The 26,167-nt window shown below is 62.2% G+C and carries 24 protein-coding genes; 12 read left to right on the top strand and 12 right to left on the bottom strand.

What is annotated here, in order from left to right; genetic code table 11:
• Positions 1–3: 3 nt before the first annotated feature.
• From H7688_RS15030 to H7688_RS15005, 6 genes are all read left to right on the top strand, one after another.
• Complete coding sequence (locus tag H7688_RS15030; protein ID WP_183362000.1) at positions 4–1,692, top strand: chemotaxis protein CheA; 1,689 nt, start codon at positions 4–6, stop codon at positions 1,690–1,692.
• A gap of 127 nt (positions 1,693–1,819) precedes the next feature.
• Positions 1,820–2,437, top strand: coding sequence for a chemotaxis protein CheC (locus tag H7688_RS15025; RefSeq protein ID WP_183361999.1), 618 nt, complete (start codon positions 1,820–1,822; stop codon positions 2,435–2,437).
• A gap of 144 nt (positions 2,438–2,581) precedes the next feature.
• Positions 2,582–3,289: a LolA family protein gene (locus H7688_RS15020; protein WP_183361998.1), complete on the top strand. Its 708-nt coding sequence runs from the start codon at positions 2,582–2,584 to the stop codon at positions 3,287–3,289.
• Between the two features lie 89 nt (positions 3,290–3,378).
• On the top strand, positions 3,379–3,864 hold the full coding sequence (locus H7688_RS15015) for a YajQ family cyclic di-GMP-binding protein (RefSeq protein ID WP_183361997.1): 486 nt from the start codon (positions 3,379–3,381) through the stop codon (positions 3,862–3,864).
• Positions 3,865–3,995: 131 nt separating this feature from the next.
• Positions 3,996–5,342 (top strand): 30S ribosomal protein S12 methylthiotransferase RimO, encoded by a 1,347-nt coding sequence (rimO, locus tag H7688_RS15010; RefSeq protein ID WP_183361996.1) that lies wholly within the window; start codon positions 3,996–3,998, stop codon positions 5,340–5,342.
• Between the two features lie 85 nt (positions 5,343–5,427).
• On the top strand, positions 5,428–5,847 hold the full coding sequence (locus tag H7688_RS15005; protein WP_183361995.1) for a TraR/DksA family transcriptional regulator: 420 nt from the start codon (positions 5,428–5,430) through the stop codon (positions 5,845–5,847).
• 164 nt (positions 5,848–6,011) lie between these two features.
• On the opposite strand, the gene H7688_RS15000 is transcribed toward H7688_RS15005, so the two are convergent.
• The 5 genes from H7688_RS15000 to H7688_RS14980 all read right to left on the bottom strand — a co-directional run bounded on the left by H7688_RS15000 (position 6,012) and on the right by H7688_RS14980 (position 12,246).
• Positions 6,012–7,010 (bottom strand): 4Fe-4S binding protein, encoded by a 999-nt coding sequence (locus tag H7688_RS15000; protein WP_183361994.1) that lies wholly within the window; start codon positions 7,008–7,010, stop codon positions 6,012–6,014.
• 179 nt (positions 7,011–7,189) lie between these two features.
• A complete protein-coding gene (gene ttcA, locus H7688_RS14995) occupies positions 7,190–7,957 on the bottom strand; it encodes a tRNA 2-thiocytidine(32) synthetase TtcA (protein WP_183361993.1) in 768 nt (255 codons plus the stop codon).
• Between the two features lie 48 nt (positions 7,958–8,005).
• Positions 8,006–8,698 carry a ferredoxin-like domain-containing protein gene (locus H7688_RS14990; protein WP_183361992.1) on the bottom strand — a complete coding sequence of 231 codons (693 nt, stop codon included), beginning with the start codon at positions 8,696–8,698 and terminating at the stop codon, positions 8,006–8,008.
• A 78-nt stretch (positions 8,699–8,776) separates the two neighbouring features.
• Entirely contained in the window at positions 8,777–10,600 is a 1,824-nt protein-coding gene (locus tag H7688_RS14985) for a bifunctional homocysteine S-methyltransferase/methylenetetrahydrofolate reductase (RefSeq protein ID WP_183361991.1), read from the bottom strand.
• Positions 10,600–12,246 carry a putative manganese-dependent inorganic diphosphatase gene (locus tag H7688_RS14980; RefSeq protein ID WP_183361990.1) on the bottom strand — a complete coding sequence of 549 codons (1,647 nt, stop codon included), beginning with the start codon at positions 12,244–12,246 and terminating at the stop codon, positions 10,600–10,602. Before H7688_RS14980 ends, H7688_RS14985 begins: the two co-directional genes overlap by 1 nt.
• Positions 12,247–12,332: 86 nt before the next feature.
• Here H7688_RS14980 and H7688_RS14975 point away from each other — a divergent pair, with 86 nt between their 5' ends.
• Entirely contained in the window at positions 12,333–12,944 is a 612-nt protein-coding gene (locus H7688_RS14975; RefSeq protein ID WP_183361989.1) for a DedA family protein, read from the top strand.
• 158 nt (positions 12,945–13,102) lie between these two features.
• On the opposite strand, the gene fsa is transcribed toward H7688_RS14975, so the two are convergent.
• The 3 genes from fsa to folK are packed head-to-tail and all read right to left on the bottom strand — an operon-like array spanning position 13,103 to position 14,522.
• On the bottom strand, positions 13,103–13,747 hold the full coding sequence (gene fsa, locus H7688_RS14970) for a fructose-6-phosphate aldolase (RefSeq protein ID WP_183361988.1): 645 nt from the start codon (positions 13,745–13,747) through the stop codon (positions 13,103–13,105).
• Positions 13,748–13,784: 37 nt separating this feature from the next.
• Positions 13,785–14,021: a YHS domain-containing protein gene (locus tag H7688_RS14965; RefSeq protein ID WP_183361987.1), complete on the bottom strand. Its 237-nt coding sequence runs from the start codon at positions 14,019–14,021 to the stop codon at positions 13,785–13,787.
• 12 nt (positions 14,022–14,033) lie between these two features.
• On the bottom strand, positions 14,034–14,522 hold the full coding sequence (folK, locus tag H7688_RS14960) for a 2-amino-4-hydroxy-6-hydroxymethyldihydropteridine diphosphokinase (RefSeq protein ID WP_183361986.1): 489 nt from the start codon (positions 14,520–14,522) through the stop codon (positions 14,034–14,036).
• 211 nt (positions 14,523–14,733) lie between these two features.
• On the opposite strand from folK, the gene H7688_RS14955 reads away from it, so the two are divergent.
• Positions 14,734–15,198, top strand: coding sequence for a tetratricopeptide repeat protein (locus H7688_RS14955; RefSeq protein WP_183361985.1), 465 nt, complete (start codon positions 14,734–14,736; stop codon positions 15,196–15,198).
• A 33-nt stretch (positions 15,199–15,231) separates the two neighbouring features.
• A complete protein-coding gene (locus H7688_RS14950) occupies positions 15,232–15,633 on the top strand; it encodes a secondary thiamine-phosphate synthase enzyme YjbQ (RefSeq protein ID WP_183361984.1) in 402 nt (133 codons plus the stop codon).
• Between the two features lie 217 nt (positions 15,634–15,850).
• Here H7688_RS14950 and thiL read toward each other — a convergent pair whose 3' ends face one another.
• Genes thiL through H7688_RS14935 form a run of 3 tightly spaced genes read right to left on the bottom strand, consistent with a single transcriptional unit; the run spans position 15,851 to position 19,741 of the window.
• On the bottom strand, positions 15,851–16,831 hold the full coding sequence (gene thiL, locus H7688_RS14945) for a thiamine-phosphate kinase (protein ID WP_183361983.1): 981 nt from the start codon (positions 16,829–16,831) through the stop codon (positions 15,851–15,853).
• Positions 16,828–19,290 (bottom strand): endopeptidase La, encoded by a 2,463-nt coding sequence (gene lon, locus H7688_RS14940; protein WP_183361982.1) that lies wholly within the window; start codon positions 19,288–19,290, stop codon positions 16,828–16,830. The genes thiL and lon overlap by 4 nt, the downstream gene beginning before the upstream one ends.
• A 10-nt stretch (positions 19,291–19,300) precedes the next feature.
• Positions 19,301–19,741 carry an Hsp20/alpha crystallin family protein gene (locus H7688_RS14935; protein WP_183361981.1) on the bottom strand — a complete coding sequence of 147 codons (441 nt, stop codon included), beginning with the start codon at positions 19,739–19,741 and terminating at the stop codon, positions 19,301–19,303.
• A 347-nt stretch (positions 19,742–20,088) separates the two neighbouring features.
• On the opposite strand from H7688_RS14935, the gene H7688_RS14930 reads away from it, so the two are divergent.
• The 3 genes from H7688_RS14930 (at position 20,089) to H7688_RS14920 (ending at position 25,478) form a co-directional block, all read left to right on the top strand.
• Positions 20,089–22,005, top strand: a complete 1,917-nt coding sequence (locus H7688_RS14930; protein WP_183361980.1) for a tetratricopeptide repeat protein — start codon at positions 20,089–20,091, stop codon at positions 22,003–22,005.
• A gap of 153 nt (positions 22,006–22,158) precedes the next feature.
• Positions 22,159–22,932, top strand: a complete 774-nt coding sequence (locus H7688_RS14925) for a class I SAM-dependent methyltransferase (protein WP_183361979.1) — start codon at positions 22,159–22,161, stop codon at positions 22,930–22,932.
• Positions 22,933–22,991: 59 nt separating this feature from the next.
• Positions 22,992–25,478, top strand: coding sequence for an MXAN_2562 family outer membrane beta-barrel protein (locus H7688_RS14920; RefSeq protein ID WP_183361978.1), 2,487 nt, complete (start codon positions 22,992–22,994; stop codon positions 25,476–25,478).
• A gap of 3 nt (positions 25,479–25,481) precedes the next feature.
• Here H7688_RS14920 and H7688_RS14915 read toward each other — a convergent pair whose 3' ends face one another.
• On the bottom strand, positions 25,482–25,964 hold the full coding sequence (locus tag H7688_RS14915) for a phage holin family protein (RefSeq protein WP_183361977.1): 483 nt from the start codon (positions 25,962–25,964) through the stop codon (positions 25,482–25,484).
• Between the last annotated feature and the right edge of the window lie 203 nt (positions 25,965–26,167).

The following is a 26,167-nucleotide window of genomic DNA, read 5'->3' as shown; positions in this document are numbered from 1 at the left end:
CGCATGGACATGTCGCAGTACCGCAGCCTCTTCCTGTCCGAGGCCCGGGAGTACTTGAGGACCATCAACGAGACCGTGGTAGGCCTCGAAGAGACCCCCGAGGACCGTTCCGGGATCGACACCCTGTTCCGGGGAGCCCACTCCCTGAAAGGGATGGCTGCGTCCATGGAGTACGGCGACATCGTCGAGGTGGCGCACCGCATGGAGGACCTGATGCTGCGGGTCCGCGACATGGGGCTGGTGTTCGACTCGGGGGTGGCGGACCTGCTTCTGGAGGGGAGCGACCTGATCGAGCGGATGATGGTCGATCTCGAAGCGGACCGGGAGCCGCGCACGCCGGCGGGAGACCTGCCGGACCGGCTGGCGGGCTACACACCGCCCCCCCCTCCCCCCCGAAAGGCGGCGGATCCGGCCCCGGCTGCTTCGGCTGCAGAACCGGCGCCGGCCCAGGCCACGCCGAGTGCGGCAAGCGTACCGGCTGTCGAGCCCGCGGTCCCGAGCACGCCGCCTCCCACGCCGGTTGAGCCAGAGCGTACCAAGGAACTCGAGGTAACCAGCGTCCGGGTGAAGACCGAGCTCCTGGACCACCTCGCCAACCTGACCGGCGAACTCATCACCAACAAGAACCGGCTCTTGAGCATCAACCGCGACCTCGCCTCCCCCCAACTCGGCGAAGCGGTGGGCGAGACCGCGAAGCTGTTGCGCGCCCTGCACGACGAGGTGATGAAGGTGCGCCTGATGCCCTTCGAGGCGATCGTCGACCGTTTCCAGCGCTCGGTGCGGGCGCTGGCCAAGAAAAGCGGCAAGGAGCTCCACTTCGAGATCGTGGGGCGCGAGATCGGCCTGGACCGCAGCATCCTGGAGAGCCTGGTCGATCCTATCAACCACATGCTGCGTAACGCCGTGGACCACGGCATGGAGGAGAGCGCCGAGCGGGTCGCTGCCGGCAAGCCGGCCCGCGGCGTGGTGAAGCTCTCGGTGGCCCGGGACCGGGACCGCGTGCTGGTGACCGTGAGCGACGACGGCCGCGGCATGGTCCCCGAGCGAATGATCGCCTCCGCGATCCGCAAGGGACTCATCTCGCCCGACGAGGCGAGCCAGCTCTCGCCGCGCCAGGCGCTCATGCTCTCCTGCATCCCCGGTTTTTCCACGGCGCGCGAGGTGACCGACGTCTCCGGGCGCGGCGTTGGCATGGACGCCGTCAACGCCTCGATCCAGAAACTCGGTGGCACGCTGGCCATCGAGAGCGAACCGGGCAAGGGGACCCGCTTCACCCTGGCCCTCCCCATGACCATCGCCATCATCCACGCGCTGGTGGTGCAGTGCGGGCCCATCAAGGGTGCGGTGCCGGTCACCGCGGTCCTGCGCACCGTCGAGTTGCGGCGCCACCAGATGACCCGGGTCGGCAACCGTTCGGTTTTCAACCTGGACGGCGAGGCGCTGCCGCTTTTGAGCCTGAACCGGGCCCTGGGGCTCCCCTTGGGGCGTTTCCCGGACGGCATCGTGCCGCTCTTCGTGACCGAGGCCAAGGGGCGCCGGGTCGGCATCGTGGTGGACCGGCTTTTGGGGCAGCACGAACTTTTCATCAAACCCCTGGGGCGGCCGCTCTCGAAGCTCCCCGGCCTGGGCGGCGGTGCCGTCCTGGGTGACGGCGAACTGATCACCCTGCTGGACGTCGCGGACCTGCTGTAACCGTACGGCGGGAGGATCGTCGGTGGGCCCCTGCCGTCGAGTGGGCCCGGGCAAATCTTCCGTTCCTGACCCCACGGATCCTCCTGTAGCCGAAGCTTGCAGCTGTCGAAAGGAGCTGGATACGCATATGAGTCCCCGGGAAACGTTCCAGGAAAAGCAGGCACAGCTCCGTAGCCACGTGCGCGCAGTTGCTGCAGGCCTGCGGCAGGCCGGCAGCGCGCTGGAGCAGCTCCTCGGCACTCCGGTCCACTGCGAGCCGCCGCAGCTGTATCCGACCGGCGCGGTTCTGGCAGCGGCGCCGGAGTCGGCAGAGCCCGGTACGGCCACGCTGCTGCGCCTGCAGATCATCGGCAAGCTCTCGGGGGACTTCCTCGTGCTGCTGAACCGGCGAGGCACCTGCCGCATCCTCGAGCTTCTGCTTGGTGAGCCTCCCCTCGCCGCGGACTCCCCCTCGGAGCTCGGGATCTCCGCCTTGCAGGAGGTCGGCAACATCCTGGCATCCGCCTGCCTCAACGGCCTGGGTGAAGTACTGCACACTCCCCTGCTCCCGTCGATCCCCCGTCTTCAGCAAGGAGACGCGGCGACGCTCCTGGCAAGCGTTTTGGGTGAGGCGCCGGCGGGGACCACGCCTGCCCTCTACGAAGCGCGTTTCGCTGTCGCCGGGGAGCCCAGTTTCGGCAGCATCTACCTGGTTCCTGACACCGCCTCCTGGCAGCTGATTGCGACGGCGGGGCCTGCCAACTAAAAGAAGTTGCGTGACTTACGGTTGTATGGCAGAATGACCGGTCATGTCGCCCCACGGTGTACGTGCCGCGTCGGGATCAACAGCATCATACCAAGCAGGCCGAGGCGACAGCGTGTCGCCTTTGCAGCTTTTCGGGGGAGAAAAATGAGCTTTACCAGAATCGCCGTCGTCTCATGCGCCCTGATCGCTTTCGCAGCATCGCTCTGCTCCGCAGCCGACCTGGGGCAGGTAGTGCGAACCCTCGAACAGGGGTATGCCACGCTCAACGACGTGCAGGCCGACTTCAACCAGAGGAGCACCATCTCCGCCATGAAACGCGAGGAGAAGGGTGGCGGCGAGCTCTTCATCAAGAAGGGGGGCGGCAAGGACGCCATGTTCCGCTTCAACTACACCAAGCCCAAGCAGCAGATCATCTGCAACGGCAAGAAGGTCTGGTACTACCAGCCGGACCAGAAGCAGGTCATGGTGATGGAGCTGGCGCAGATGTTCGCCGGCGGCAACGCGGTGGCGCTCAACTACCTGACCGGCATGGGTCACGTCTCCAAGGACTTCGACATCGCCTTCGGGACCGAGCAGAAGGACAAGAAAGGGAACTACGTCCTGGAACTGACCCCGAAGCAGAAGAACCCGGCCATGGCCAAGCTGCAGCTCACCATCCAGGGCGCCGCGGTGGAGCAGTTCCTCGCCAAGGGGCACCCGACGACACCGTTCCCCATCGTCTCCTCCATGGTGACCGACCAGACCGGCAACACCACCCGGATCGAGTACAGCAACGTGAAGACCAACCGCGGCGTCGACTCGGGCAAGTTCACCTTCAAGGTCCCTGCGGGGGTCGAGGTGATAAAGAAATAGGCTAGAACACATTCCAGGTATGGGGTCGGCCCGAGGTTCTTGCGAGCCTCAACCTTGACCTCAACCTGATTTTTTCAGGAGGTTCCTACATGCCGTCGTTTGACATCGTTTCCAAGGTGGAAATGCAGGAGGTTGACAACGCGATCAACCAGACCGTGAAGGAGATCGGCCAGCGCTACGACTTCAAGGGATCCAAGAGCGAAGTGACCCTCGAGAAGGAGACCGTGAAGGTCCTGGCGGATGACGACTTCCGTCTCAAGGCCATCATCGACATCCTCCAGTCCAAGTTCATCAAGCGCAACATCTCCCCCAAGGCGCTGCAGTACGGCAAGGTCGAGCAGGCTTCGGGCGGCATGGTCCGCCAGATCATCACCCTGCAGATCGGCATCTCGAAGGAGAAGGCCAAGGAGATCGGCCAGGTCATCAAAGAGAGCAAGCTGAAGGTCCAGAGCCAGATCCAGGACGACCAGGTGCGCGTGACCGGCAAGAACATCGACGACCTGCAGGCGACCATCGCCCTCCTCAAGGGGAAGGACCTGGAGATCGACATGCAGTTCGTCAACTTCAGGAGCTAAAGGCAGGGATGGGGGCTGGGGACTGGCGACAGTGTCCTCTATTTCCGTCCCTGTGGTCCTTTACGTCCTTCACCACCACAGTTTCACCGAAGCACTCAACAGTTAAGCTGTTTTTCCCAAGGAGCAATTTTTTGAGCGAGAAGAAAACGGAAAAAGTGAGCCTGGTCAGCCTGGGCTGCCCCAAGAACCTGGTCGATGCCGAGGTCATGCTCGGTTACCTGGCGCAGGCCGGCTTCGAGGTGACCACCGACGAGATGCAGGCGGATATCATCATCGTCAACACCTGCTCCTTCATCAAGGAAGCCAAGCAGGAGAGCATCGACACCATCCTCGACCTGGCGGACCGCAAGCACGACGGCAACTGCAACCTGCTCATCGTGACCGGTTGCCTGCCGCAGCGTTACCAGGAAGAACTGGCCCACGAACTTCCCGAGGTTGACATCTTCGTCGGCACCGGTGACTACCCGCGCATCGTGGAGATCGTCGCAGAGAAACGCGGCAGCACCGAGCAGCTCTGCTACACCGGCGACCCGAACTTCGTCTACAACGACGAGCTGCCGCGCATGCAGTCCTCGCCGCACTACACGGCCTACCTGAAGATCGCCGAAGGGTGCTCGAACCGCTGCTCCTACTGCGTGATCCCGTCGCTGCGCGGCGACCACCGTTCCCGCCAGCTGCAGAGCCTGCTCCACGAGGCCTCGGCACTGGTGGCCGGCGGCGTCAAGGAACTCAACCTGATCGCCCAGGACATCACCGCCTACGGCAAGGACCTCGCAGACAAGCCTACCCTCGAGCAGCTGGTCCAGGAGCTCGCCAAGATGGAGGGGCTCAAGTGGATCCGGCTCCTCTACGCCTACCCGGACGGGGTGACCGATTCGCTCATCCAGCTCATGAAGAACGAGCCCAAGGTCTGCAAATACCTCGACCTCCCGATCCAGCACATCAGCGACCCGATCCTGAAGCGCATGGGGCGGCGCAGCGGCGAGGCGCAGATCCGGGAACTGATCACAAAGCTGAGAACCGAGATCCCGGACATCGCCATCCGGACCTCGCTCATCGTCGGTTTCCCGGGCGAGACCAACGAGGACTTCAAGACGCTGCTGCAGTTCGTCGAGGAGACCCGTTTTGACCGTCTGGGCGTCTTCTGCTACTCGCGTGAAGAAGGTACCCCGGCAGCGGAGATGCCGGACCAGGTTTCCGAGCGCATCAAGCGCGAGCGCCACAAGAAACTGATGCGCACCCAGGCGCGGGTTTCCTTCAAGCACAACCGCACGTTGGTCGATAGTGAAGAAGAGGTGCTGGTGGAGGGGTACAGCGAGGAGACCGAACTGCTGCTGAGGGGCCGTTCCTCGCGCCAGGCACCCGATGTCGACGGGCAGGTTTACATCACTGCTGGCAATGCCAATGTCGGTGACATTGTCAGATTGAAGATCACCGATTCGTCGGATTACGACCTGATTGGTGAGATAGTCCAGTAAGGGCTTTTGACTTGACATGACCCTTTAATGCTGTATTATTGCGTCGCCTTTTTAGGGTAGCTCGAATAAACGGAGTGGAGTTTACATGACAGAAAAACCCGAAGAATTGAAAGCGATGCTTCTTAAGATGAAGGAAGAAACACTTAAAGAGATCAACAAAACGGTTAAGTCGGGATCTGATATTCCGGTGAATGAACCCAGTGGTGACATCTACGATCAGGCATCCAGTGAACGCGATCGGGAACTGGGTCTGCTTCTTGGTGACCGTGAGCGTGAAAAGCTACGCAACATAGATGAAGCATTGTTAAGACTTGAAGAAGGGGAATACGGAATTTGTGAAGAGTGTGAAGAAGAGATTCCTATTGGCAGGTTGAAGATTGTTCCTTTCGCCCGCCACTGTGTGAAGTGCAAGGCCGACCTGGAGAAGCAGCAGGCCCAGACCAAGCGCTTCGAAGAAGACCGCGCCTACCGCGACATCTCACTGAGCGAAGAAGAAGAAGGCTAAGCAGTAACGACAGCAACTACAAAGGGACGGCAACACTGCCGTCCCTTTTTTTGTGCACGCGAACGGCCCGGCCGATGGTTTGCTATCTTTCACCCCATACAAAAAAACGTCCCGCCGGAAGAACTCCGGCGGGACGTTTCGTTTTTCCCGAACAAGACAACCCCCTAATGGCTGATGCGGTCCGCCTCGTTGATGAGTCGTTGGTACTCCGCCTTGGGAATGGAGGTATGCCAGTGCCCGGTGAGACGCGCCAGGAACGTGCTCCCGATAAAGACACCGACCACGACCGCGGCAAAAACCGCCCCGCTTACCACCTTGCCCCCCTTAAGCCGCACCTGCAGCGCCTCCGGCTTCGGACAAATCGACACGCAGCGCAGGCAGCCGATGCACTCTTCCGACTTCACCCGCTCGGCGTGCATCACGTCGAGGTGCGAAGGGCAGGCCCTGTTGCAGCCGCCGCAGGAGATGCAGGCCTTCGCACAACGCTCCACCTTGGCCGGCGAGAAGCGCGACACCAGCCCGAGCAGCGCACCGTAGGGGCAGAAGAAGCGGCAGAACGGGTTGCGGAAGAAAAAGGAGAGGAGCAGCAGCCCGGAGATCACCATGAGCGGCGTCCCGGACACGTGCAGGAAGAAATCGAGCATCTTGATGTCGGCGGTCTTGTTGTAGTCACCCACGATGAAGTCGCGCACGCTGTCCGGCGACATCACGACCAGGATCGAGCCGACGAAAAAGACCAACAGCAGGTACTTGATGGGGCGCAGCAGCCAGTCGGCCCAGAGCCAGAGACGGAAGTTCTTCCCGAACACCTTGTTGCCGATCTTCCAGCACACCTCGGTAATCGTGGAGACCGGGCAGATCCAGGAGCAGAACGAGCGCTTCATGAGCCAGGACACCGCGATGACCGCCAGGAAGACCACCAGCGCGGCGGGGTGGATGTTGTTGATGCTTCCCGAGGTGAGCCACCCTTTCAGACTCACCAGGGCGGAGATGGGGAGGAAGGCCTCGACGCCGTCGGGGCGCTCCACGAACGGCGTTACCCCGCCGGAGCGGAAGTGCAGCACGAAACGGTAGAAGGTGATGCCGAGGTACAGGGAAAACAGCAGGAAGCCCCACTGTACTGCCAATCTGATACGCTGCACTTTTTTCTCTTTTTCAGCCATGTCCTTTGCGGTCCTTGTGGGGGTTAATTCAGTTACGACACTTTCTGTCACACCTCCCTGTTAGGGTGAGATCATCACGCAATGGGGAGGTAGTTTATGGAACCGATGGTCGTCGTAGCACTGGGAATCGTCATCTACTGCGGGTACATCACCGTGAAGGATATCACCAACGATCTGCGTCAGGAGGGAATCCTGGTCAGCCCCTTGTCCAGCAAGTGGCGCGGGTGGACGTTGGAAAGCGCCTTCAAGAGGCTTTTCTTCACCAAGGGGTTGTCGCGTTCCAAGGTTTCCAGCAGCTCCTTCATCTTCTTGCGCTGCAGGTCGGCGGTGCCGCAGACCGGACAGCAGCAGCACACCACCGGGAAACGGTTGTTGCGCGAAAACGGGATGATCTCCTTTTCCTCGACGTAGACCAAGGGCCTGATCACCGTGGTGACGCCGTTGTCGGCGAGCATGCTGGGCGCCATCGCCTTTAAGGAGCCGACGAAGAACTGGTTCAAGAGCAGCGTCTCGATGAAGTCGTCCATGTGGTGCCCGAGCGCGATCTTGTTGCACCCCATCTGCTGGGCCAGCGTGTAGAGCGTGCCGCGCTTCAAGCGTGCGCAGATCGAGCAGTACGATGAGCCGGGGCGGCGCTTCTCGGAGATGATGTCGTAGTGCGTGGTCTTCTCCATGTGGTAGGCGAAGCCATGCTCTTTCAGGTGGTCCTCGATGATATCCGCGCGGTAGCCGCGGTAGCCGGAGTCGATGTTGATCGCCACCAACTCGTAGCGCACCGGCGCACGGCGGCGCAGGGTCTCCAGCATGTGCAGCATCGAGTACGAGTCCTTGCCGCCGGAGACCGCGACCGCGATCCGGTCGCCTTCAGAGATCAGGTCGAAGTCGTTGATCGCCTTGCCGACCCGGTTCTTTATCCTGGTGAAGAGGGGATCCTCAATAAGCGCCACGGGCACCTCCCTTGCGGCGCTCGGCCGACTGCATGCTGCTCGCTACCGTCACGGCGCGTTCCCCGCCTGGGGTTCGCCCGGCTCGCCCAGCACGGCGGCGCGGAAGGCATCGATCCCCATCTTTTCCACCAGCCTCCCCAGGCGCCCTTCCTCCCCGGAGCTCTTGTAGAACTCGACGATGCGGGAGACGATATCCAGTACCTGGTCCTGGTCCGCGACGTCGTCCACCAGCAATTCGCCCAGGCGCGGGCGGGGACCGGCGTTGCCGCCCACCATGATGCGCCAGCCGCGGTTGGTACCCAGGACGCCGATGTCTTTCACGGCGCATTCAGAGCAGGAGAGCAGGCAGCCCGAGATCCCCATCTTCATCTTGTTGGGAAGCCGCATGGCGTGGTAGATGCTATCCACCTTGAGGCCCAGCGCCGTGGAATCCTGCACCGCGCGTTTGCACTGGGTGGTGCCGGGGCAGATCCGCACGCTGCGTACGCACAGGCCGATCGGCGCCCCCTGGTCCTGGGCGAGGTCAGCCCAGACTGCGTCCAGTTCCTCTTCCTTCACCCCGAAGAGGCCGATACGCTGGGCCGAGGTGAGTTTGACCGAGAGCCCGTACTTGTCTGCGACATTGCAGATCTTGCGTAAGGTCGCGGTATCGGTGAACCCGCCGGGAATATGGGGGGCGATGGCGTAGGTTTCACGGTCACGCTGCAGGATCGCGCCCTTCTCCAGGATGTCTTTCTTCATCATCTGCTCCTCGCTGCTTTTTGAAATTGATCGATGTCAAGAAACCCCACTGAGCTCCGGTGGGACCCGCAAGAGGGGTCACTGCTTTTCTTTGGCCTTGAGGTACTTCACCAACTCGGTGGCGATCTCGTGCTTGCCGAAGGGGGGTATCAGGTAGAACCCGCCCACCCGGTCGAAGATCGCATCGATGAACTCCGAGGCGATGGCAAGCCCTTCCCGCACGCCGTCGTCGCCGCTTCTTCCCGCCATACGGCGGCGGATCTCGTCGGGAATCACGATTCCCGGGACCTCGTTGTGCAGGAACTCCGCATTGCGCCCGCTCACCAGCGGCAGGACTCCCGGCAGCACCGGGATCCCCAGCGGGGCGGTCAACTCGACCATCTCCTCGGCACGGGCGATGTCGTAGATCGGCTGGGTCTGGGCGAACTGCGCGCCGTTGGCCACCTTGCGCGCCAAGCGCCCCACCTGCACCTCCATCTTCTGCACGTTGGGGTTGAAGGCGGCGCCGATGGTGAAACCGGTGCCGGACCCGATCGGGTTCCCGAGCGCGTTCACCCCACGGTTCAGATCATTCAAAAGCTTGATGAGCGTAAAGGAGTTGAGATCGAAGACCGAGGAGGCGCCGGCATCCTCGCCTAAGTTCGCCGGGTCGCCGGTGACGGCGAGAATCGAGCTGATGCCGAGCAGGCTCGCCCCCATCAGGTCGGACTGCAGACCGATCAGGTTGCGGTCCCGGCAGGTGACGTGCGCGATCACCTCGATCCCCACCTCGCGCCGGACCAGCGCGGCGAGTGCCAGGTTACCCATGCGCACCCGGGCCAGCGGGTTCTCGGCAAGGTTGATCGCGTCGGCACCGGCCTCCTTGAGCGCCCGGCTCCCCGCCACCACCTTCGAGCAGTCGAGCCCCTTGGGAGGGTCGAGCTCCACGGTGATGACTTTGCGGGTCCCCCAGTGGGTAAGGAAGCCTTGCTCCGTACTGGCCGTCCCGGTTCCGACCTGGACCGTCCCCACGCTGCGGGACGCCGGGCGGGCCACGGGCTTCAGACCGGCGAGCTGCCTGGCCACCTCGCGTACGTGCTCGGGGGTGGTGCCGCAGCATCCCCCCACCAACGACGCCCCGGCCTCAACCATCTCCCGCGCCATCCCGGCAAAGTAGTCGGGGGTGGCGCGGTAGATGTAGCGCCCGTCCAGGTACTCGGGGAAACCGCTGTTCGGATAGGCCGCCAGCGGCAGGTCGCTCGCCTGGGCCAGGCGCTTCAGGGTCGCCAGCAGTTCCAGCGGTCCGGCTCCGCAGTTGGCGCCGATGAGATCGGCACCGGCTGACGCGAGCCGCTGGGCCGCATCCTCGGCGCTGAAGCCGCCGGAGAGCCGTGCACCCTCGCCAAAGGCCAGGTTCGCCACTACCGGCAGCCCGGTCTCCTTGACCGCAAGGACCGCCAGTTCCAGCTCCTCCAGCTCGGTAAAGGTCTCCAGGATCAGCAGATCGACCCCGCCCTCGGCAAGCGCCAGGGACTGGGTGCGGAAACAGTCCCGGAGCTGCTCGGCGCTAAGCTCCGCCTTGCCGCGCCCCAGGGGCCCGAGCGACCCGGCCACGAAGACGTCCTTGCCGGCAGCCGCCTGTCGGGCCAGCTTCGCCCCCTGCCGGTTGATCTCGGCAACCTTGGGGCCCAGCCCGATGGCGTCCAGCTTCACGAAGTTGGCGCCGAAGGTGTTGGTCTCGATGACCTGCGCCCCGGCCGCCAGGTACTCGTCGTGCAACTCCAGGACGAGCTGGGGGCGCACCAGGTTCAGGTGCTCAAAGTTGGCCTCGAGGGAAACACCCTTGGCGTAGAGCATGGTACCGATGGCGCCGTCGCCGACCAGTACCTCCTGGCGTACCCGATCCAGAAACTTGGCGCCCATCAGCGTCCTCCCAATACCTTGATGAGGTGCGGTACCAGCTGCTTTTTACGCGACATGACACCCTTCATCTCGAAGATGTGCGGCTCGGGCTGCGGGTACCCCATGAACCTCAGGTAGGCGTGCCCCCCCTCCATCATGAACATGGTGCTCTCGGTGGCGATGTCGGTAACCATGAGTCCGGCAAGTTCCAGCGATTCCTTTTCGCGCAGTGCCTGCAGGGCGGCCTTCAGTTCGTCCTTCATCGCGTTGAACTCGCTAAAGCCGAAGACCTCCACCTGGCCGACCCCGAAACGTGCCTCGCCCTGGCTGAAGAGCTTGAAGTCCGAGGTTACCACCCGCTCGGGGCTGCCGTAGCCGGAGAGCGCGCCCGAGGCGGCAAAGATCTCGGCACCGAAAGCCTCCCACTCAAGGCCTGCGATCCTCGCCAGGCGCTCCACCGCGGCCTGGTCGCGCGCGGTGGTCGTGGGCGACTTGAGGATCACGGTATCGGAGAGAATGCCGGCCAAAAGGAGCGCGGCGATCTTGGGCTCCGGGGTGACGCCGTGCTCCTGGTAGAGCGAGGCGACGATGGTGCAGGTGCTCCCGACCGGAGCGGTGATGAAGGGGATCGGGTTCGTACTGTGGGCGTTCCCCAGCTTGTGGTGGTCGATCACCTCGATGATCTCCAGGTCCTCGGCGCCAGGTACCGACTGGGAGAGTTCGTTGTGGTCCACCAGGATGAGCGCGTAGGGAAGCGGCTGGAAGAGCGACGACTTGGTCGCCACGCCGGCCAGCGTGCCGTCCTCTTCCAGGACCAGCACCGCGGTCTCGCCCGAGTGCAGCAGCTTCTCGCGCAGGCGTCCCAGCGGCTCCCCGACCCCGACGCTCTCGAAGTGGGTCTCGGCCAGGTACCCGGCCGGTGTGGAAAGACGGGCGAGCGATACGGTGGCGGCGGTGTCGAGCGGCGTGGTGATGAGCGCCACCCCCTTGGTAGCCGCAAGCTCCACGATGTCCGGCGCCACCGGCAGCCCTCCGGTCACCACCAGGACCCGCACCCCGCGCTCGATGGCGTTCAGCTGGATGCTGCGCCGGTCGCCGGTCACCACGATGAGGCTCTCCGGTGCGAAGCGGGCAATCTTGTCGTTGAAGGACCCCTCCACCATGGCACCGACGAAGAGGTGCAGGGTCTCCACCTCCAGGTCAGCGCTGCCGGCGAGGAACTCACCCTCGAGGCAGGCGGCCAGCGTCGCCAGCGAGGCCTTCACCTGGCGCAGCGAGTCCGGACCGGTCTTCAGGGAACGCTCCGCGATCTTCAAAAGGGAGATCACGCCAACCGGACAATCTGCCGCATCGAGCACCGGCAGGATCCTCACCCCGTTGTGGTGAAAGAGCTGCAGCGCGTTCACCAGTGGCTGGTCGGCGGAGACACTCACCGCAGTGCGCCCGAGCACGTCGCCCACCTTCGGGTGCACGTCGGCCAGGTAGAGCGGAGCCTCCATCCCGAGCCGGCCCAAAAGCCAGGTGGTCTGCGGGTTCAGCGCACCGGCCATGGCGGCGGTGACCCGCTCCACGCCGAGGGCGCGCTTGAGTTCGGCGTAGCCGATGGCCGAGGCCACCGAGTCGGTATCCGGGTTGCGGTGCCCGATCACATAGATCTGTTTTTTCATGTCGTCCTGATTATTTGATCGTTTTTTTACGAGGACCTGTATAAAATGTCCCGTCGTTAGTAATCTCTGAGGGGGAGTTTCTTCTTATGCACGCAGCAATCGACTGGCTGGTTCAGACCATAGGCGCGATGGGGTACCCGGGGATCTTTCTCCTGATGGCGATGGAGAGTTCGGTGATCCCGATTCCCAGCGAAGTAGTCATGCCTCCGGCCGGCTACCTGGCCCAGCAGGGGCAGATGAACATGGGGCTGGCCATCCTCTGCGGCACTCTGGGGAGCCTGGTCGGCGCCTACGCGAACTACTTCGCGGCCCGTTTCCTGGGGCGTCCGCTCATCCTGAAGTACGGCAAGTACGTGCTCATTACCGAGGAGAAGTTCGCCAAGGTCGAGACCTTCTTCCTGAAACATGGCGAGATCTCCACCTTCATCGGGCGACTCTTGCCGGTGGTGCGCCACCTGATCTCGCTCCCCGCGGGCCTCGCCGGGATGAACCACCTGAAGTTCTCGCTCTACACCCTTTTGGGTGCCGGCATCTGGGTGACCGTGCTCACCTTCATCGGCTATTTCATCGGCAGCAACCAGGACCTGATCATGAAGTACTCGCACCATGCCCTGGGCGTGGTCCTCGTGGTGAGCGCCCTGATCGTCATCGTGTACGTGAAGCTGCAGCGCCGAAACGGCGCCGCCGGCAAGGCGTAAACAAAAAGCCCCGTTACGGGCAAGGGCGGGTCCCCAAGGACCCGCCCTTTTTTGTTGCAGCATTCGTTTCCCGATCCAGACCGCGTGGTGCGGTCCGGTGGTTTCGGGCTCCCCGCGGACGTCTCCTGTCACGCAGGGAGGGCGTATCGGTTCCTGACCTACTTGGGGACTTTCTCCCAGTCTTCGAGGAACTTCTTGATCCCGGCGTCGGTGAGCGGGTGCTTGGAGAGCTGCAGCATGACCGAGTAGGGGATGGTGCAGATGTCGGCGCCGATCAGCGCGGAGTTCAGTACGTGCACCGGGTTCCTGATGCTGGCCACGATGATCTCGGTGTCGAAACCGAAGTTGTCAAAGATGGTGCGGATCTCTTCGATGATCTGCATGCCGTCCTGGGAGATGTCATCGAGACGCCCGACGAACGGCGAGACGTAGGTGGCGCCGGCCTTGGCGGCCAGAAGTGCCTGCATCGGGGTGAAGATCAGGGTGACGTTGGTCTTGATCCCCTTGCCGGTCAGGGTCTTGGTTGCCTTGAGCCCTTCCGGGGTCATCGGCAGCTTGATCACGATGTTGGGATGTATCTTGACCAGCTCGGTCGCTTCCGCGATCATGCCGTCGTGCTCGAGGGAGACGACTTCGGCGGAAATCGGACCGTCAACGATCCCGGTGATCTCCTTGATGACTTCCTCGAAGCGACGGCCACTCTTGGCGATGAGCGACGGGTTGGTAGTTACGCCGTCCACGAGCCCGAGTTCGTTTGCCTCGCGAATTTCTTTGACGTCCGCTGTGTCGATAAAAAACTTCATCCATTCCTCCACTGTTCGTTGTTGTTGCCTATGCTGGTTACCTGCGCTGCAGGCTCCTTTCAAACTCGTGCAAACACCCCATGGAGCAGAAGTGATAGCGTTTCCCCTCCAGGTTTCCCACTACCGCCTCGGCCTCCGAGATGTACACGCCGCAGACCGGGTCCTGGTAGGTCTCGGTCGCCGTGGACTCCTTGGGAAGCTCCGGCGCGGCAGCCTTGTTGCGCAGCCACCGGTAGATGAGATAACCGATGAGAATATAAATGAGAAAGCGCATCTGCCCCCCTTTTTAGATACGTACCACCTTCTCGGTGGTGGTCAGTTCAGCAAGCAGCTCGGCGACGTTTTTGCCCAGGGTGGGGTGCACCAGGTCCGGTGCGAGGTCGGCAAGCGGCTGCAACACAAAGCGCCGCTCGGCCAAGCGAGGGTGCGGTATGGAAAGCGTGGAGTCGCTGTACACCAGGTTGCCGTAGAAAAGGATGTCGAGATCCATGCTGCGCGGCCCCCAGTGCACCGTCGCCTTGCGCTTGAACACCTTGGTCTCGATCCGCTTGAGCTCCTTGAGCAGGTCCCCCGGCGTCAGCAGCGTTGCCACCCGTGCGACCGCGTTGTAGAAGTTGTCCTGGACCACGCCACCAACGGGATCGGTCTCGTAGAACGGAGACAGGGCCGTTACCCGGGTACCCGGCAGTTTCCCCAGCTCGCCGACCGCGGTCAGCAGTTTGAGTTCGCGGTCCCCCAGGTTGCTTCCCAGAGCTATATAGGCACACTCTTCCACAGCGTGCGATTAGAGCACAGATAGGTTTTTTTTTCAACCCTGGCCCAAGAAGGCTCAACCCGCTCTGGCAGCGGTTTCAGGGGGTGTCTGCAGAAACTTTACGCCAATTTAATTCAGGAGCATAAAATTTGTAGTATATAGTAGCTAGACATGTGAGATGAAGAAACCAAGACAGCAGCAGAGTTGGCGGCTGGCAGATGAGGGACGGGCGATGAGCAATAAAGGAGATGGTCTTGCCGAACTGGATGTAACGGAGCTCTTCAGACTGGGGTCGGAGGCTCTTGAGATGAAGGACTATACCACCGCGCGCCGCTACTTGAGTGCGGCGGTGGCGCGAGAGCGAACTCCGAACCATCTTTCACAGTATGCACTGGCCCTCGCGGCCCACACAAAGGAGATCGACCAGAGTATCGCGTTGTGCCAGGAGGCGGTGAAGCACGACCCCAAGAATCCCGAACATTTCCTCAGGCTCGGAGTCATCTACCTGGTGGCGAGCCGGAAAAAGGAAGCGATCCGGATCTTCCGGCTCGGCTTGAGGGTAGGCAAGCATCCCACCATCAGCAGATGGCTGCAGGTCCTGGGCGACCGCAAGAAACCGGTGCTCCCCTTTCTGGCCCGTTCCAACCCGATCAACAAGTACCTCGGCAAGTTGCGCATGAGCCTGACCGGGAGGTAACGGACGACGAGCTCTATCTGCACAGGAGGAGCAATGATCAGCTATCTGACACTGAGGAGCAGGGAGAGGACGGAGTTGATCGACATCACCGCCCAGGTCGAGGATCTGGTCAGCGCCGCCCGGATCTCCAGCGGTTGCTGCGACGTCTTCGTGATGCACACCACGGCAGGGGTCACGGTCAACGAGGGTGCCGATCCGGCAGTGAAGCGCGACATCGCGGAGTGCCTGAACCGGCTGGTGCCCAACGCCCACTACTTCACCCACGCCGAAGGAAATTCAGCGGCGCACGTGAAGTCGAGCCTGGTCGGCACCTGTCAGCGGCTCCTCATCGACCGCGGCAAGCTGATCTTGGGGACCTGGCAGGCCATCTACTTCTGCGAGTTCGACGGCCCCCGCGAGCGCAAGGTGGCGGTGAGGATCTCAATTGACAGTTGACGATGGGCAATTAGCACCTTGTTCTCGCCCACAGCCTGCAGACGGCTTGACTCGGGAAACCCTGTAGAGACGAATGATTACTCGCCCCTACGATTCGAAGCAAGGCAGCGTCGGTCGACGTACCATCACCGTACAGCAGTAACAAAAGGGGACACTGACTGTAACAGTCAATGTCCCCTTTTGTTGTTTCTCGTTGTCAATTGTCAATCGTCAACTGTCAATTGCTTGTAAAATGATCGAACCCCCGCCTGGCCAGCTGGTACGGTGAGCCGTCCGGTGTGACCAGCTCGATCGAATTCCCCTGCACCACCTCGCCGATCACCGAAAAACGTACGCCGAAGCCGGATAAAAGCTCTGCTATGACATCGCGGTGCTTCGGCTTGATGCAGAAGAGCAGCTCGTAGTCCTCGCCGCCGGAAAGTCCCAAGGCATAGGGGTCGTCCGTGCAAAACCTGCGGTACTCCTCGGAAAACGGCAGCGCACCAAGTTGCAGCCGGGCACCGACACCGGAAAGTTCACAGATGTGGCCGAGGTCGGCCAGGACGCCGTCGCTCACATCGATCATCGCGGTCGCCAGACCGTTGTCGGCCAGAGCGACACCGACCGCTACACGCGGTTCCGGATCCAACTGGCGCGAAACCAGGAATCCCTGCCGCACCCCTTGCCGCAACTGTTCGAGCCCCGCGGCCGCGTCTCCCACCGTCCCGGTGACGCAGACCAACTCTCCCACCGAGGCACCGCTCCGTTTCACCACCCGCTCGGGACGCTGCTCGCCAAGCGCCGTTATGGAGATAACCAGACCGGAGCGCGAAGCGCAGGTATCGCCCCCCACGAGCGTCACGCCGTAGCACTCGGCCTGCTCGAGCACACCGGCCAGGAAGCCGTCCATCAGTTCGGTGCTGAAATCCTTGGGGAGCGCGATGCTGAGCAGGAACTGGCGCGGGGTGGCCCCCATGGCTGCCAGGTCCGAGAGGTTGACGGAGAGGGACTTGCGCCCCAGGCTCTTGGCATCGGTGAAGTCCAGATCGAAGTGAACCCCGTCCAGGAGCATGTCCGAGGTGATCAGGGTGAGGGTATCCGGGGTGGGGGCTAGCGCCGCCGCGTCGTCCCCGATACCGAGGACGACGGACGGCGCGTTGTGTACCTGGCGGGCGATCCGGTCGATCAGACCGAACTCGCCCAGGTCCTTGAGTTTCAAGCTTTCCCCCCTGCCGTCACTCCCTTGCGGGGAGAAACTACCAGGTTCCTGCCTACCTTGCCGACTTTGCCAGCCTCCCCTTTCGGGGGTTTGGCTGCCTTGGGGGCGGTCGGCGGGTAGCTTTCCAGCGCCACGGCGAGGACCTCGTCGATGGTCGAGGCCGGGACGATCTTCAGCTTCTTGAGGATGGTCTTGGGCACGTCCTCGAGATCCTTCTTGTTCTGCACCGGGATCACCACGGTGGTAACCCCGAGACGCGCAGCGGCGAGGATCTTCTCCTTCAACCCGCCGATGGGGAGCACCTTGCCGCGCAGGGTGATCTCGCCGGTCATGGCAACGTCCTTCCTGACCGGCACCCTGGTGAGCGCCGAGACCAGCGCGGTCGCCATGGTGATGCCAGCCGACGGCCCGTCTTTGGGAATCGCCCCCGCCGGAACGTGCACGTGGATGTCGAGGTTCGAGTAGAAGTCCTCGGGGATCTGCAGATCGGCAGTACGCGCCCGGATGTAGGAGAGCGCTGCCTGCACCGATTCCTTCATGACGTCACCCAACTGTCCGGTCAGGGTGAGCCCACCCTTCCCTTTCATGACAGTCGCCTCGACGAAGAGCACCTCGCCCCCCACCGGAGTCCAGGCAAGACCGGTCACCACACCGACCTCGTTCTTCTCCATCTCCTCCTCGCGCAGGAACTTGGGCGGTCCCAGGTACTTGGCGAGGTTACCGGCGGTGATCACGAACTTGTCCTGGGAGCCCTCGGCGATCTTGCGGGCCACCTTGCGGCAGACGGTCCCGATCTCGCGCTCCAGGTTCCTGAGCCCCGCCTCGCGGGTGTACTTGGCGGCGATGGCCCTCAGGGCCTCCTCGGAGAAGGTGACGGTATCTTCGGTGATGCCGTTTTCCTTCACCTGGCGCGGCACCAGGTAGCGTTTGGAGATCTGCAGTTTCTCCTCCTCGGTGTAACCGGCCAGGCTGATCACCTCCATGCGGTCCCGCAGGGGGCCCGGGATGGTGTCCATCTGGTTCGCGGTGGCGATGAACATCACGTTCGCCAGCGAGAAGGGGAGGTTTATGTAGTGGTCCGAGAAGCTGTTGTTCTGCTCGGGGTCGAGTACCTCGAGAAGCGCCGAAGACGGGTCGCCGCGGAAGTCGCTTCCCAGCTTGTCCAGCTCGTCCAGCATGAAGACCGGGTTGTTGGAGCCGGCCTGCTTGAGCCCCTGGATGATGCGCCCGGGGAGCGCGCCGACGTAGGTGCGCCGGTGCCCGCGGATCTCGGCCTCGTCGCGCACGCCGCCCAAGGAGATGCGTACGAACTTTCTCCCCATGGCCCGCGCGATCGACTTGCCGAGGCTGGTCTTACCGACCCCCGGAGGCCCCACGAAGCAAAGGATCGGCCCTTTCATCTTCTTCTTCAGTTTCCGCACCGCCAGGAACTCGAGGATGCGCTCCTTGATCTTGTCGAGGTAGAAGTGGTCCTCGTTCAGGATCTCGGAGGCGCGGTTGATCTCCAGGGCGTCCTTGGTTGCCTTGCCCCAGGGGATCTCCACCAGCCAGTCGAGGTAGGTCCTGAGCATCCCGGCCTCGGCGGCATCCGGATGCATCTGTTCCAGGCGGCCCAGCTGTTTCAGGGCCTCTTTCTCGACATTCTGCGGCATCTTGGCGTTTTCGACGCTCTTCCTGAGCTCGGCGATCTCCTCGCTCCGCGCATCGGTCTCGCCCAACTCCTGCTGGATGGCCCGCAACTGCTCACGCAGGTAGTACTCGCGCTGGCTCTTGCCCATCTCCTCCTTGGCCGCGGACTGGATCCTGGCCTGCATGTTGAGGAGTTCGCTCTCCTTGTTGAGGAAGTCGTTCACCCGCTTCAGGCGCTCCAGAGGATCGATCACCTCCAGAAGTCCCTGGGCCTCCTCGACCTTGAGGCCGATGTTGCTCGCCACCAGGTCTGCCAGGCTGCCGGGCTCCTGCATGTTCTCGACGATGACCATCACCTCGGGGGAGACCGCCTTGCCGAGTGCCACGATCTTGCCGAGTTCTTCCTTTACGGTCCTGATGAGCGCCTCGGCTTCGAGGGTGTTCTCCTGCACTACAGGCTCCACGACCCGCTCGATGCGCACCGAGTAAAACGGCTTCTCCGCCAGGTACTCGGCAACCCGCGCCTTGGTGAGCCCCTGCACCAGGATCTTGACCCGGCCGTCGGGAAGCTTCAGCATGCGCATGATCATGGCGACCGTGCCGACCTCGTAGATCCCTTCGGGGTTGGGATCTTCGTCGCTTACTTCCTTCTGGGTGGCCAGGAAGATCATCCTGTCCTTCGACAGGGCGTAATCGACCGCGTTGATGGATATCTCCCGCCCGACAAAGAGCGGCAGAATCATGTACGGGTAGACGACCACGTCCCGAACCGGGAGCAAGGGCAGAATATCGGGGATGTTGAGTTCTTCCGTTTCCTGCCTAGTTTCCATCGTACTCTCCTTACTCAATCGTAATCTCCCGGATGTGTGTCTTCTTGTCTTTGGACCGTGGGAATTCCACAGTCAAGAGGCCGCGCTCGTAGCGGGCCTTGACCCGGTCCAGGTCCGCGTTCGGGGGAACTTCGACCGCACGGCAGAAGCGGCCGGTAGCGCGTTCCAGGCAGATGTAGTTGACCCCGGCGGCAACCGAGTCCCGTGCAACGGCCTCGACCACCAGGGTCGAACAGCAGATGCTCAGGGTGATGTCCTTGGTCTCGCAGCCAGGAAGCTCCACCTCGACCACGAAAGAGGTCGGGGTCTCGTAGATGTCGACCAGCGGCGAGATCTCTTGTTCGGCGTACCCTTCGCGTCCCTCGAGAGTCGACAGGTAGCGAAAGATCTCATCCATCTGCTGGCGAAACAGCCCCAGCCACTCCAACGGTTCCTTCGGAATCACCGCCATGACGCCCTCTTGTGGGGACACATTCGTTGTTTCGGCAAAATGTGAAGTGTCCTTAAACACTAAGACAAAAAAAAGACCGGTAGCAGCCTCTGGCCGGTCAGCTTGATTTAACCATCTTTATCATGAAAGTCAAGGTAATCCGCCCCTCACCAAAGGCTGCGCGCGGGGAGCGGGGAAACCGCAACTAAGCCTCCTGAATGACACATGATTTTGTCTTTAGAATTGAATTTGGCCCTCCGGATGTGTATAATCCCGGCCGCTGCGCGGTGTAAGCGAGCTGTACCGCGCACTTAGCTGCCCCGCCCCTCTCGGGCCCCAGTCATCAGCATCCAACAAAAGGGACATACATGAAAAGATACACGGCGCTCGCCCCCCTCCTGGTCGTGACGTTGTTCTCGACCGGGTTCAGCTGGCCGTTTCCCACCGGAGACAGCTGCCAGAAAGCCAAGAAGCTCATCTTCGAACTCCCCGCCAAGGCGACCGATCTGAAAAAAAAGGAGACCGAAAACCGCGTCATCGAGCTCTGCCCTTCCGGAGCCGCCGGGCACTACCTGAAAGGGGTGCAGTTCGAGCGCAGCGGCAGCCTCGACGCGGCCATCACCGAGTACCAGGAATCCCTGAGGATCGATCCCGACTTCTTTCCGGCGCGCGGCAACCTCGGTCTTTTACATCTGAAAAAAGGGGGGGGCGAGGAAGCGGCTGCCGAGATCAGCGCGGCGCTTAAGATGGACGACCCGCGCTACCACGCAGGGCTTGGCCGGTTCTTCGCCGACCGCAAGTTGCCGCTTCTTGCCATCTACCACTTCCGCGAGGCGCTCAGTGCGTTTCCGGAGGATGCCGAACTGCACGTCGACCTGGCCACCGCCTACCTCTCGGTCGACCAGCGCCAGCGCGCCGAGGACGAGTTCCGCAGAACGCTGGTGCTGCAGCCGGGGAACGCCCAGGCCCGCCTGGGGCTGGGATCGCTCCTCATGGCGCGCGGCGAGACCGACAAGGCGATGGGCGAACTGAAGCAGGCGGCGCTCGGGGATCCGGGGAACAAGGAGATCCACCGGCTGCTCGCCGAAGGGTTCACCCGCAAGGGGGACGCCAAGAGCGCCGACTACGAGCAGGTACTGGCAGGGATCGCGCCGACCCCGCCCGTCGAGCCCAAGGTGGACCACCTGGCCCTGGCGGATCGCTACCTGGCCGCGAAGGACCTGGACAACGCCATCGTCGAGTACCGCCTGCACATCGCCGAGAACCCCAACGACGCCGTGGTGCTGCAGCGCCTGGGCGACGCTCTCCTGAAGACCGGGCACGACGACGACGCCATGGGGTACTACCGCGAGGCGCTGCGTAACAAGGCCGACAACGCCCAACTCCACTACAACCTCGGGACCATCTACGAGAAGAAGGCGCTTCTGGACGAGGCGGTGGTGGAATACCGCCAGGTGCTCTCCTCCTCTCCGGAGAACGAGGAGGCGCGCGGCCGGCTTGCCGACATCTACACCCTGCGCGGCAGCTTCCCGCAGGCCCTGGAGCAGTACCGCGAGCTGATCAAGAAACGCCCGGCCGACCCGGTGCTGCAGCTCAAACTCGCCCGCGCCTACCTGAACACCAAGGATGTCAATTCCGCGGCCGAAGCCTACGCCGCCGCCATCAAGCTGGACAAGGATTCGCTTGAAGCGCACCGGGAATTCGCCAACCTGCAGAGAAAGCGCAACCTGAACGACGAGGCGGCCAAGGAATACCAGGAAGTGCTCCGGCTGAAGAAGGACGACGCCGACGCCCGCACCGCGCTCACCTCGATCTACGTCAAGAACAAGAACTATGACGACCTGGCGAAGCTTTTGAAGGAAGGGGTGGAACTCGCCCCGGGCGACGCCAACGCGCACTACAAGCTCGGCCTGGTCTACGAGTTCCAGAAAGAGTACGAAGCGGCCATCGCCCAGTACAAGGAGGCGGTGGAGCTCAAGCCGGACCATGCCAAGGCCTTGAACGCCATGGGGCGCGTGCAGATGAAAAGCGGCAACATAGCCGAGGCGAAGGAATCGCTGGAGGCCGCCAAGAAGGCCGACCCCGACCTGGAAGAAGCTACCGTCCTGCTGAGCAACATCAAGGACGAGCTCACCCCGGAACCGCGCAGCTACCACAAGTCCAAGTCCAAGAAGTCCTCGGCCAAGAAGGGGAAGAAGGGCAAGAAAGGGAAGAAGTCCGACGCCGAGGGGAGCTCCAAGAAATCCAGCAAGAAGTCGAAGAAGAAAAAGAAGTCCGCAGAGTAACCTCGCCAGCATCCTCTTCATAAGGCGCTTGTCGCAGTCTTACAAAAAGCCGTGGTATCTGGAGTTTTCCATGTACGACGGCTTTTCTTTTTCCCGGTCCTGCAACCGGCGCGGTAGAGCTGCACAGCGGCTCAGGCCGAAAGGGAGAGTCACATGAACGAGCAAAGCCAGGAGCGTCACCGCGCCCGGATCGTGGACCAGTTTTCCCGCCAGGCGGTTCCCTTCACCCAGGTGCCGGGGCACCTCGACGCCATCCAGATCCTGGTTGAGCTCTCCGGCGTCTCGCCCGACGACCGGGTGCTCGACGTCGCCTGCGGTCCCGGCCTGGTCGCCTGCGAGTTTGCCCGGCACGCGGCTGAGGTCGTCGGGATGGATCTCACGCCGGCCATGGTCGAGCAGGCCGAAAAGCGGCAGCGCGAACTCAAGCTGGAGAACGTCAGCTGGGCGGTGGGGGATGCGGTCCCCCTCCCCTATCCCGACGACAGCTTTTCCCTGGTCATCACCCGCTACAGTTATCACCACCTGCTCGACCCGGCGCAAGCCCTGGCCGAGATGATCCGCGTCTGCCGCCCCGGCGGCCGGGTGCTGGTGGCCGACGTCGCCATGCCGCCGGAGCACGTGGAGCTCTACGACCGCCTGGAGATCTTGCGTGACCCCTCGCACACCCACGCGCTCACCACCGAGGAGTTCACGGCCCTGTTCCTCGACTCCGGGCTCACGGACTGCCGGCAGACCGGCTACGGCGTGGACATCGAGCTGGAAGCACAGATGCGGGCCTCGTTTCCCAAGGAGGGGGACGAGGCGAAGGTGCGGGAGATGATCGTGGGGGACATCGATAAAAACCAGATCGGCATCAGGGCCCGGCGCGAAGACGGGAAGGTGCTCTATACCGTACCGATCTCGGTGTATGTCGGACGCAAAGGCTGACGTTACCACGTTTTCAGCAGCTTCTCCTTCATACCTACCAGCCCTCAAAGGATCTATCAATGAACGTCAAATGTTCTGCTGTTATCTCGGTTGTCTTACTGCTCCTTTTCACCCTGACGACCACCGCCCACGCGGTGACGACCACCATGACCGTCCAGCACACCGGATCCGGCACCAACATCTTCAATACCATCCAGGCGGCCATCGAAGCGGTGCACAACCTTCGGGTCGGCGGCTCGACGGACACCTTCGAGATCAAGGTCCTGGCGAGCAGCACGGCTTACGCCGGTCCGATCACCATGAAGGACCCGATCTCCATCTACGGCGAGCGGACCGGCGGTACCTTCATCTCCGGTGGCAATCCGCAGATCACGGTGAGCGGCATCGCTTCGGGAGCCGAGATCCGCAATTTCACCTTCCTGTCCACCGGTACGGCGATCGCGATTTCCGGCAGCTCCGCGGTCCGCATCACCAACAACGTCTTTACGACCGGTACCGGAAATACCGCCATCACGGTGAGCAGCTCCCCCTCCAGCAGCATCATCAACAACACCTTCTACAAGAACAACATCGCCATCAGCACCGACACGAATCTGGTGATCACCAACAACATCTTCGCCTCCAACAACAAGGCGATTGCCACCTCCGCGGCAACCAGCAACATAACCTACAACGACTACAACCCAAGCGGAATCACCTTCACCGGTGTCACGCTGGACCTCAACTCGATCCCCAACACGAGCCACACCAACTCGGATCCCAAGTTCGTCGATCCTGACAACGCGACCGTTGCCAACAAGGACTTCCACCTGCAGTCAGGCTCGCCGTGCATCGGCACCGGAAACACGCTGTACGTGAACCCCGGAAGCAGCGTGTCCGACATGGGGGCCTACGGCGGCCCCAAGGCCGACCTGACCGTCCCTACCGTCACCGGCCTCACCGCCTCGGTACCGCAAGCCACACCGTCAACGGTGGTGCTTTCCTGGAACGCGAGTACCGGCAGCCAAGTCACCGCGTATCGCGTCTACTACGGCCCTTCCTCCGGCAACTATGCAGGTTTTACCAACGCCACCCCGGCAACCGGATCGACCGTAACCTCTACCACCGCCAGCATCCAGAATCTGCCCCTCGATATCCCGGCTACCCCGGCGGCTCCGGTACTTGCGCCGTTGGAGGTAATTTCGAGCACCGTCCTCAAGGCCTCCTGGGGAGCGGTAGCCGGCGCCACCGGATACCTGGTCTATTACAGTACCAGCGCCTTTACCGATACCACGCTCCCCGCGACCTTCCTCACCGTTAACGGCGGAAGTGTGACCTCTGTCCTGATCCCGAACCTCAGCACCGGCCAAGCCTACTTTGTCTCCGTAATCGCCGTCACCCAAACCACCGTTTTTGCTGCAGTTACCGCCGTCGTCGACACGAACCTTGCCGCAAACTTCGGTGTTGCCAGCAGTAACGAAAGTGCCTATTCGACGGAGGTGAGCCAAGGAATCGGGCAGGTGGTGCAGAGTTCGATGTCCAACCAACGCAGTGACTTCCCTGAAGCTACCTCACCTGCACCGAGCTTAAAGAGCGAGGGGTGTTTCATCGCCACCGCGGCCTTCGGTTTCTACTCCGCCCCGCAGGTACAGGCGCTCCGCGACTTCCGGGACCGCTACCTGATGACCAATGCGCCAGGGCGTGCCTTCGTCGCCTGGTACTACCACTATGGCCCGTACGTAGCCCATTTCATCAACGTGCACCCCTGGCTTAAGGTGCCGGTGCGCGCGGTTCTTTTCCCGCTTATCGTGATGTCCCTGGTGTTAACTGGAGGGTCTTTCCTCGCCAAATCAAGCCTCATCCTGCTGGCGACCCTGCTTTTCACCTTGCGCCGGCGCAACAAGATTACCCCCTTGGCCTGCAAGACCGCACGCCTGCTGCCGCTCCTTCTGCTACTCTTGCTGCCCGGCCTGGCACAGGGGGCTGCAGAGCGTCCGGACCGCCCGCACTGGTCCTTCGAATTAAAGGGGGGCGCCTTCTTTCCTGCCAAAGCGAATTCTTACGGTGACGGAGCCATAGGACAGTACGGTGGTACGCTCGCGTACAAGCTGCACCGGATGGTGGAAGTGGGAGTGGGCGCAACGTACTTGAGTGCAACGGGAAAGGGGCAGTTGGTCGCGCACCAGACCCCGTCTTCACAACGCGTCGACTACGAGCTCCTGCCGCTCGATGTCTTTATCGTTGGCAGAGCTGTTTTCAGCGAAGACCAACTGTTGGTTCCCTATATCGGGGGGGGCTACACCAGGCTCTTTTATCGCGAGCGCGTCTCGGGCGGGGAAACGGTAAAGGGGTCGGTGAACGGGTTTCATGCGCGTGGCGGGGTCCAGGTCCTGATGGACGGCCTGGAGCGGGACGCCTCGCAGAGTCTCTACAAGGAGTTCGGCATCCACCACACCTACCTGTTTGTCGAGGGGAACTATTTGAACGCCCGCGCTGACACCACCGATGGCGGTTCGGTCAACGCAGGCGGCACCAGTGTGCTCGGAGGGTTGCTCTTCGAATTCTAAGTGCTACGCTGCACGGTCCTGTCCCGGTTTGCGAAGCTGCACTTCCGGGTCCCTGCGCCCTTCCCGTGCCCGGGTCTGAACCTCGGCATGGTGCTGGGCGCTTACTTTTTTGTAGTCCTTGAAGATGTTCTCCACCCGGTGCAGGGTGTCGTTGGGCACCAGGGTGAACTCCTTGAAGTGCGACAGGCCGGAGAACACGAAGGCAATCCCGAAAAAGGTAAGCCCGAGCGCCACGATGAGCGCCGAGAGCCAGGTGGAGAGCCAGATGGTGAGGACCGCAACCGCCGTGCCGGTAAAGGTAATGAGCCCGAAGAAGAGCAGGCCTGCCCCCAGCACCACCATGACGGCCCCCTTTTCGACCGACTTGATGTTGTGCTTGATCTCCAGGACGCCCCGCCGTACTTCAATGAAAAGCAGCATGACGATCTCCTCGACCAGTTCCACCATCAAGCGCGCCATGGAAAGTTTCCTGCCGACTCTGAACATGTCCCCACCTCCGGTTCGTTGTAGCTCATGTATTGGTAATGGCGTTTGTGCGGCGCGATTCTGATAAGCTCGCGTGTTGACGCCCGCCCCCCCTTCGCTACATTAGATTCTACACATTTAATTTCGAGCAACAAATGTAAATAAAACGTCCCTCGCCAGCAGGATGCCCCCCGGCATCCCGCCTGACCCGGCAACGGGTCTCG

Source organism: Geomonas limicola, from assembly GCF_014193675.1.
GTDB lineage: Bacteria > Desulfobacterota > Desulfuromonadia > Geobacterales > Geobacteraceae > Geomonas > Geomonas limicola.
Note: the sequence above shows the minus strand (reverse complement) of the source record. Positions and strands in the feature narration are given on the sequence as shown.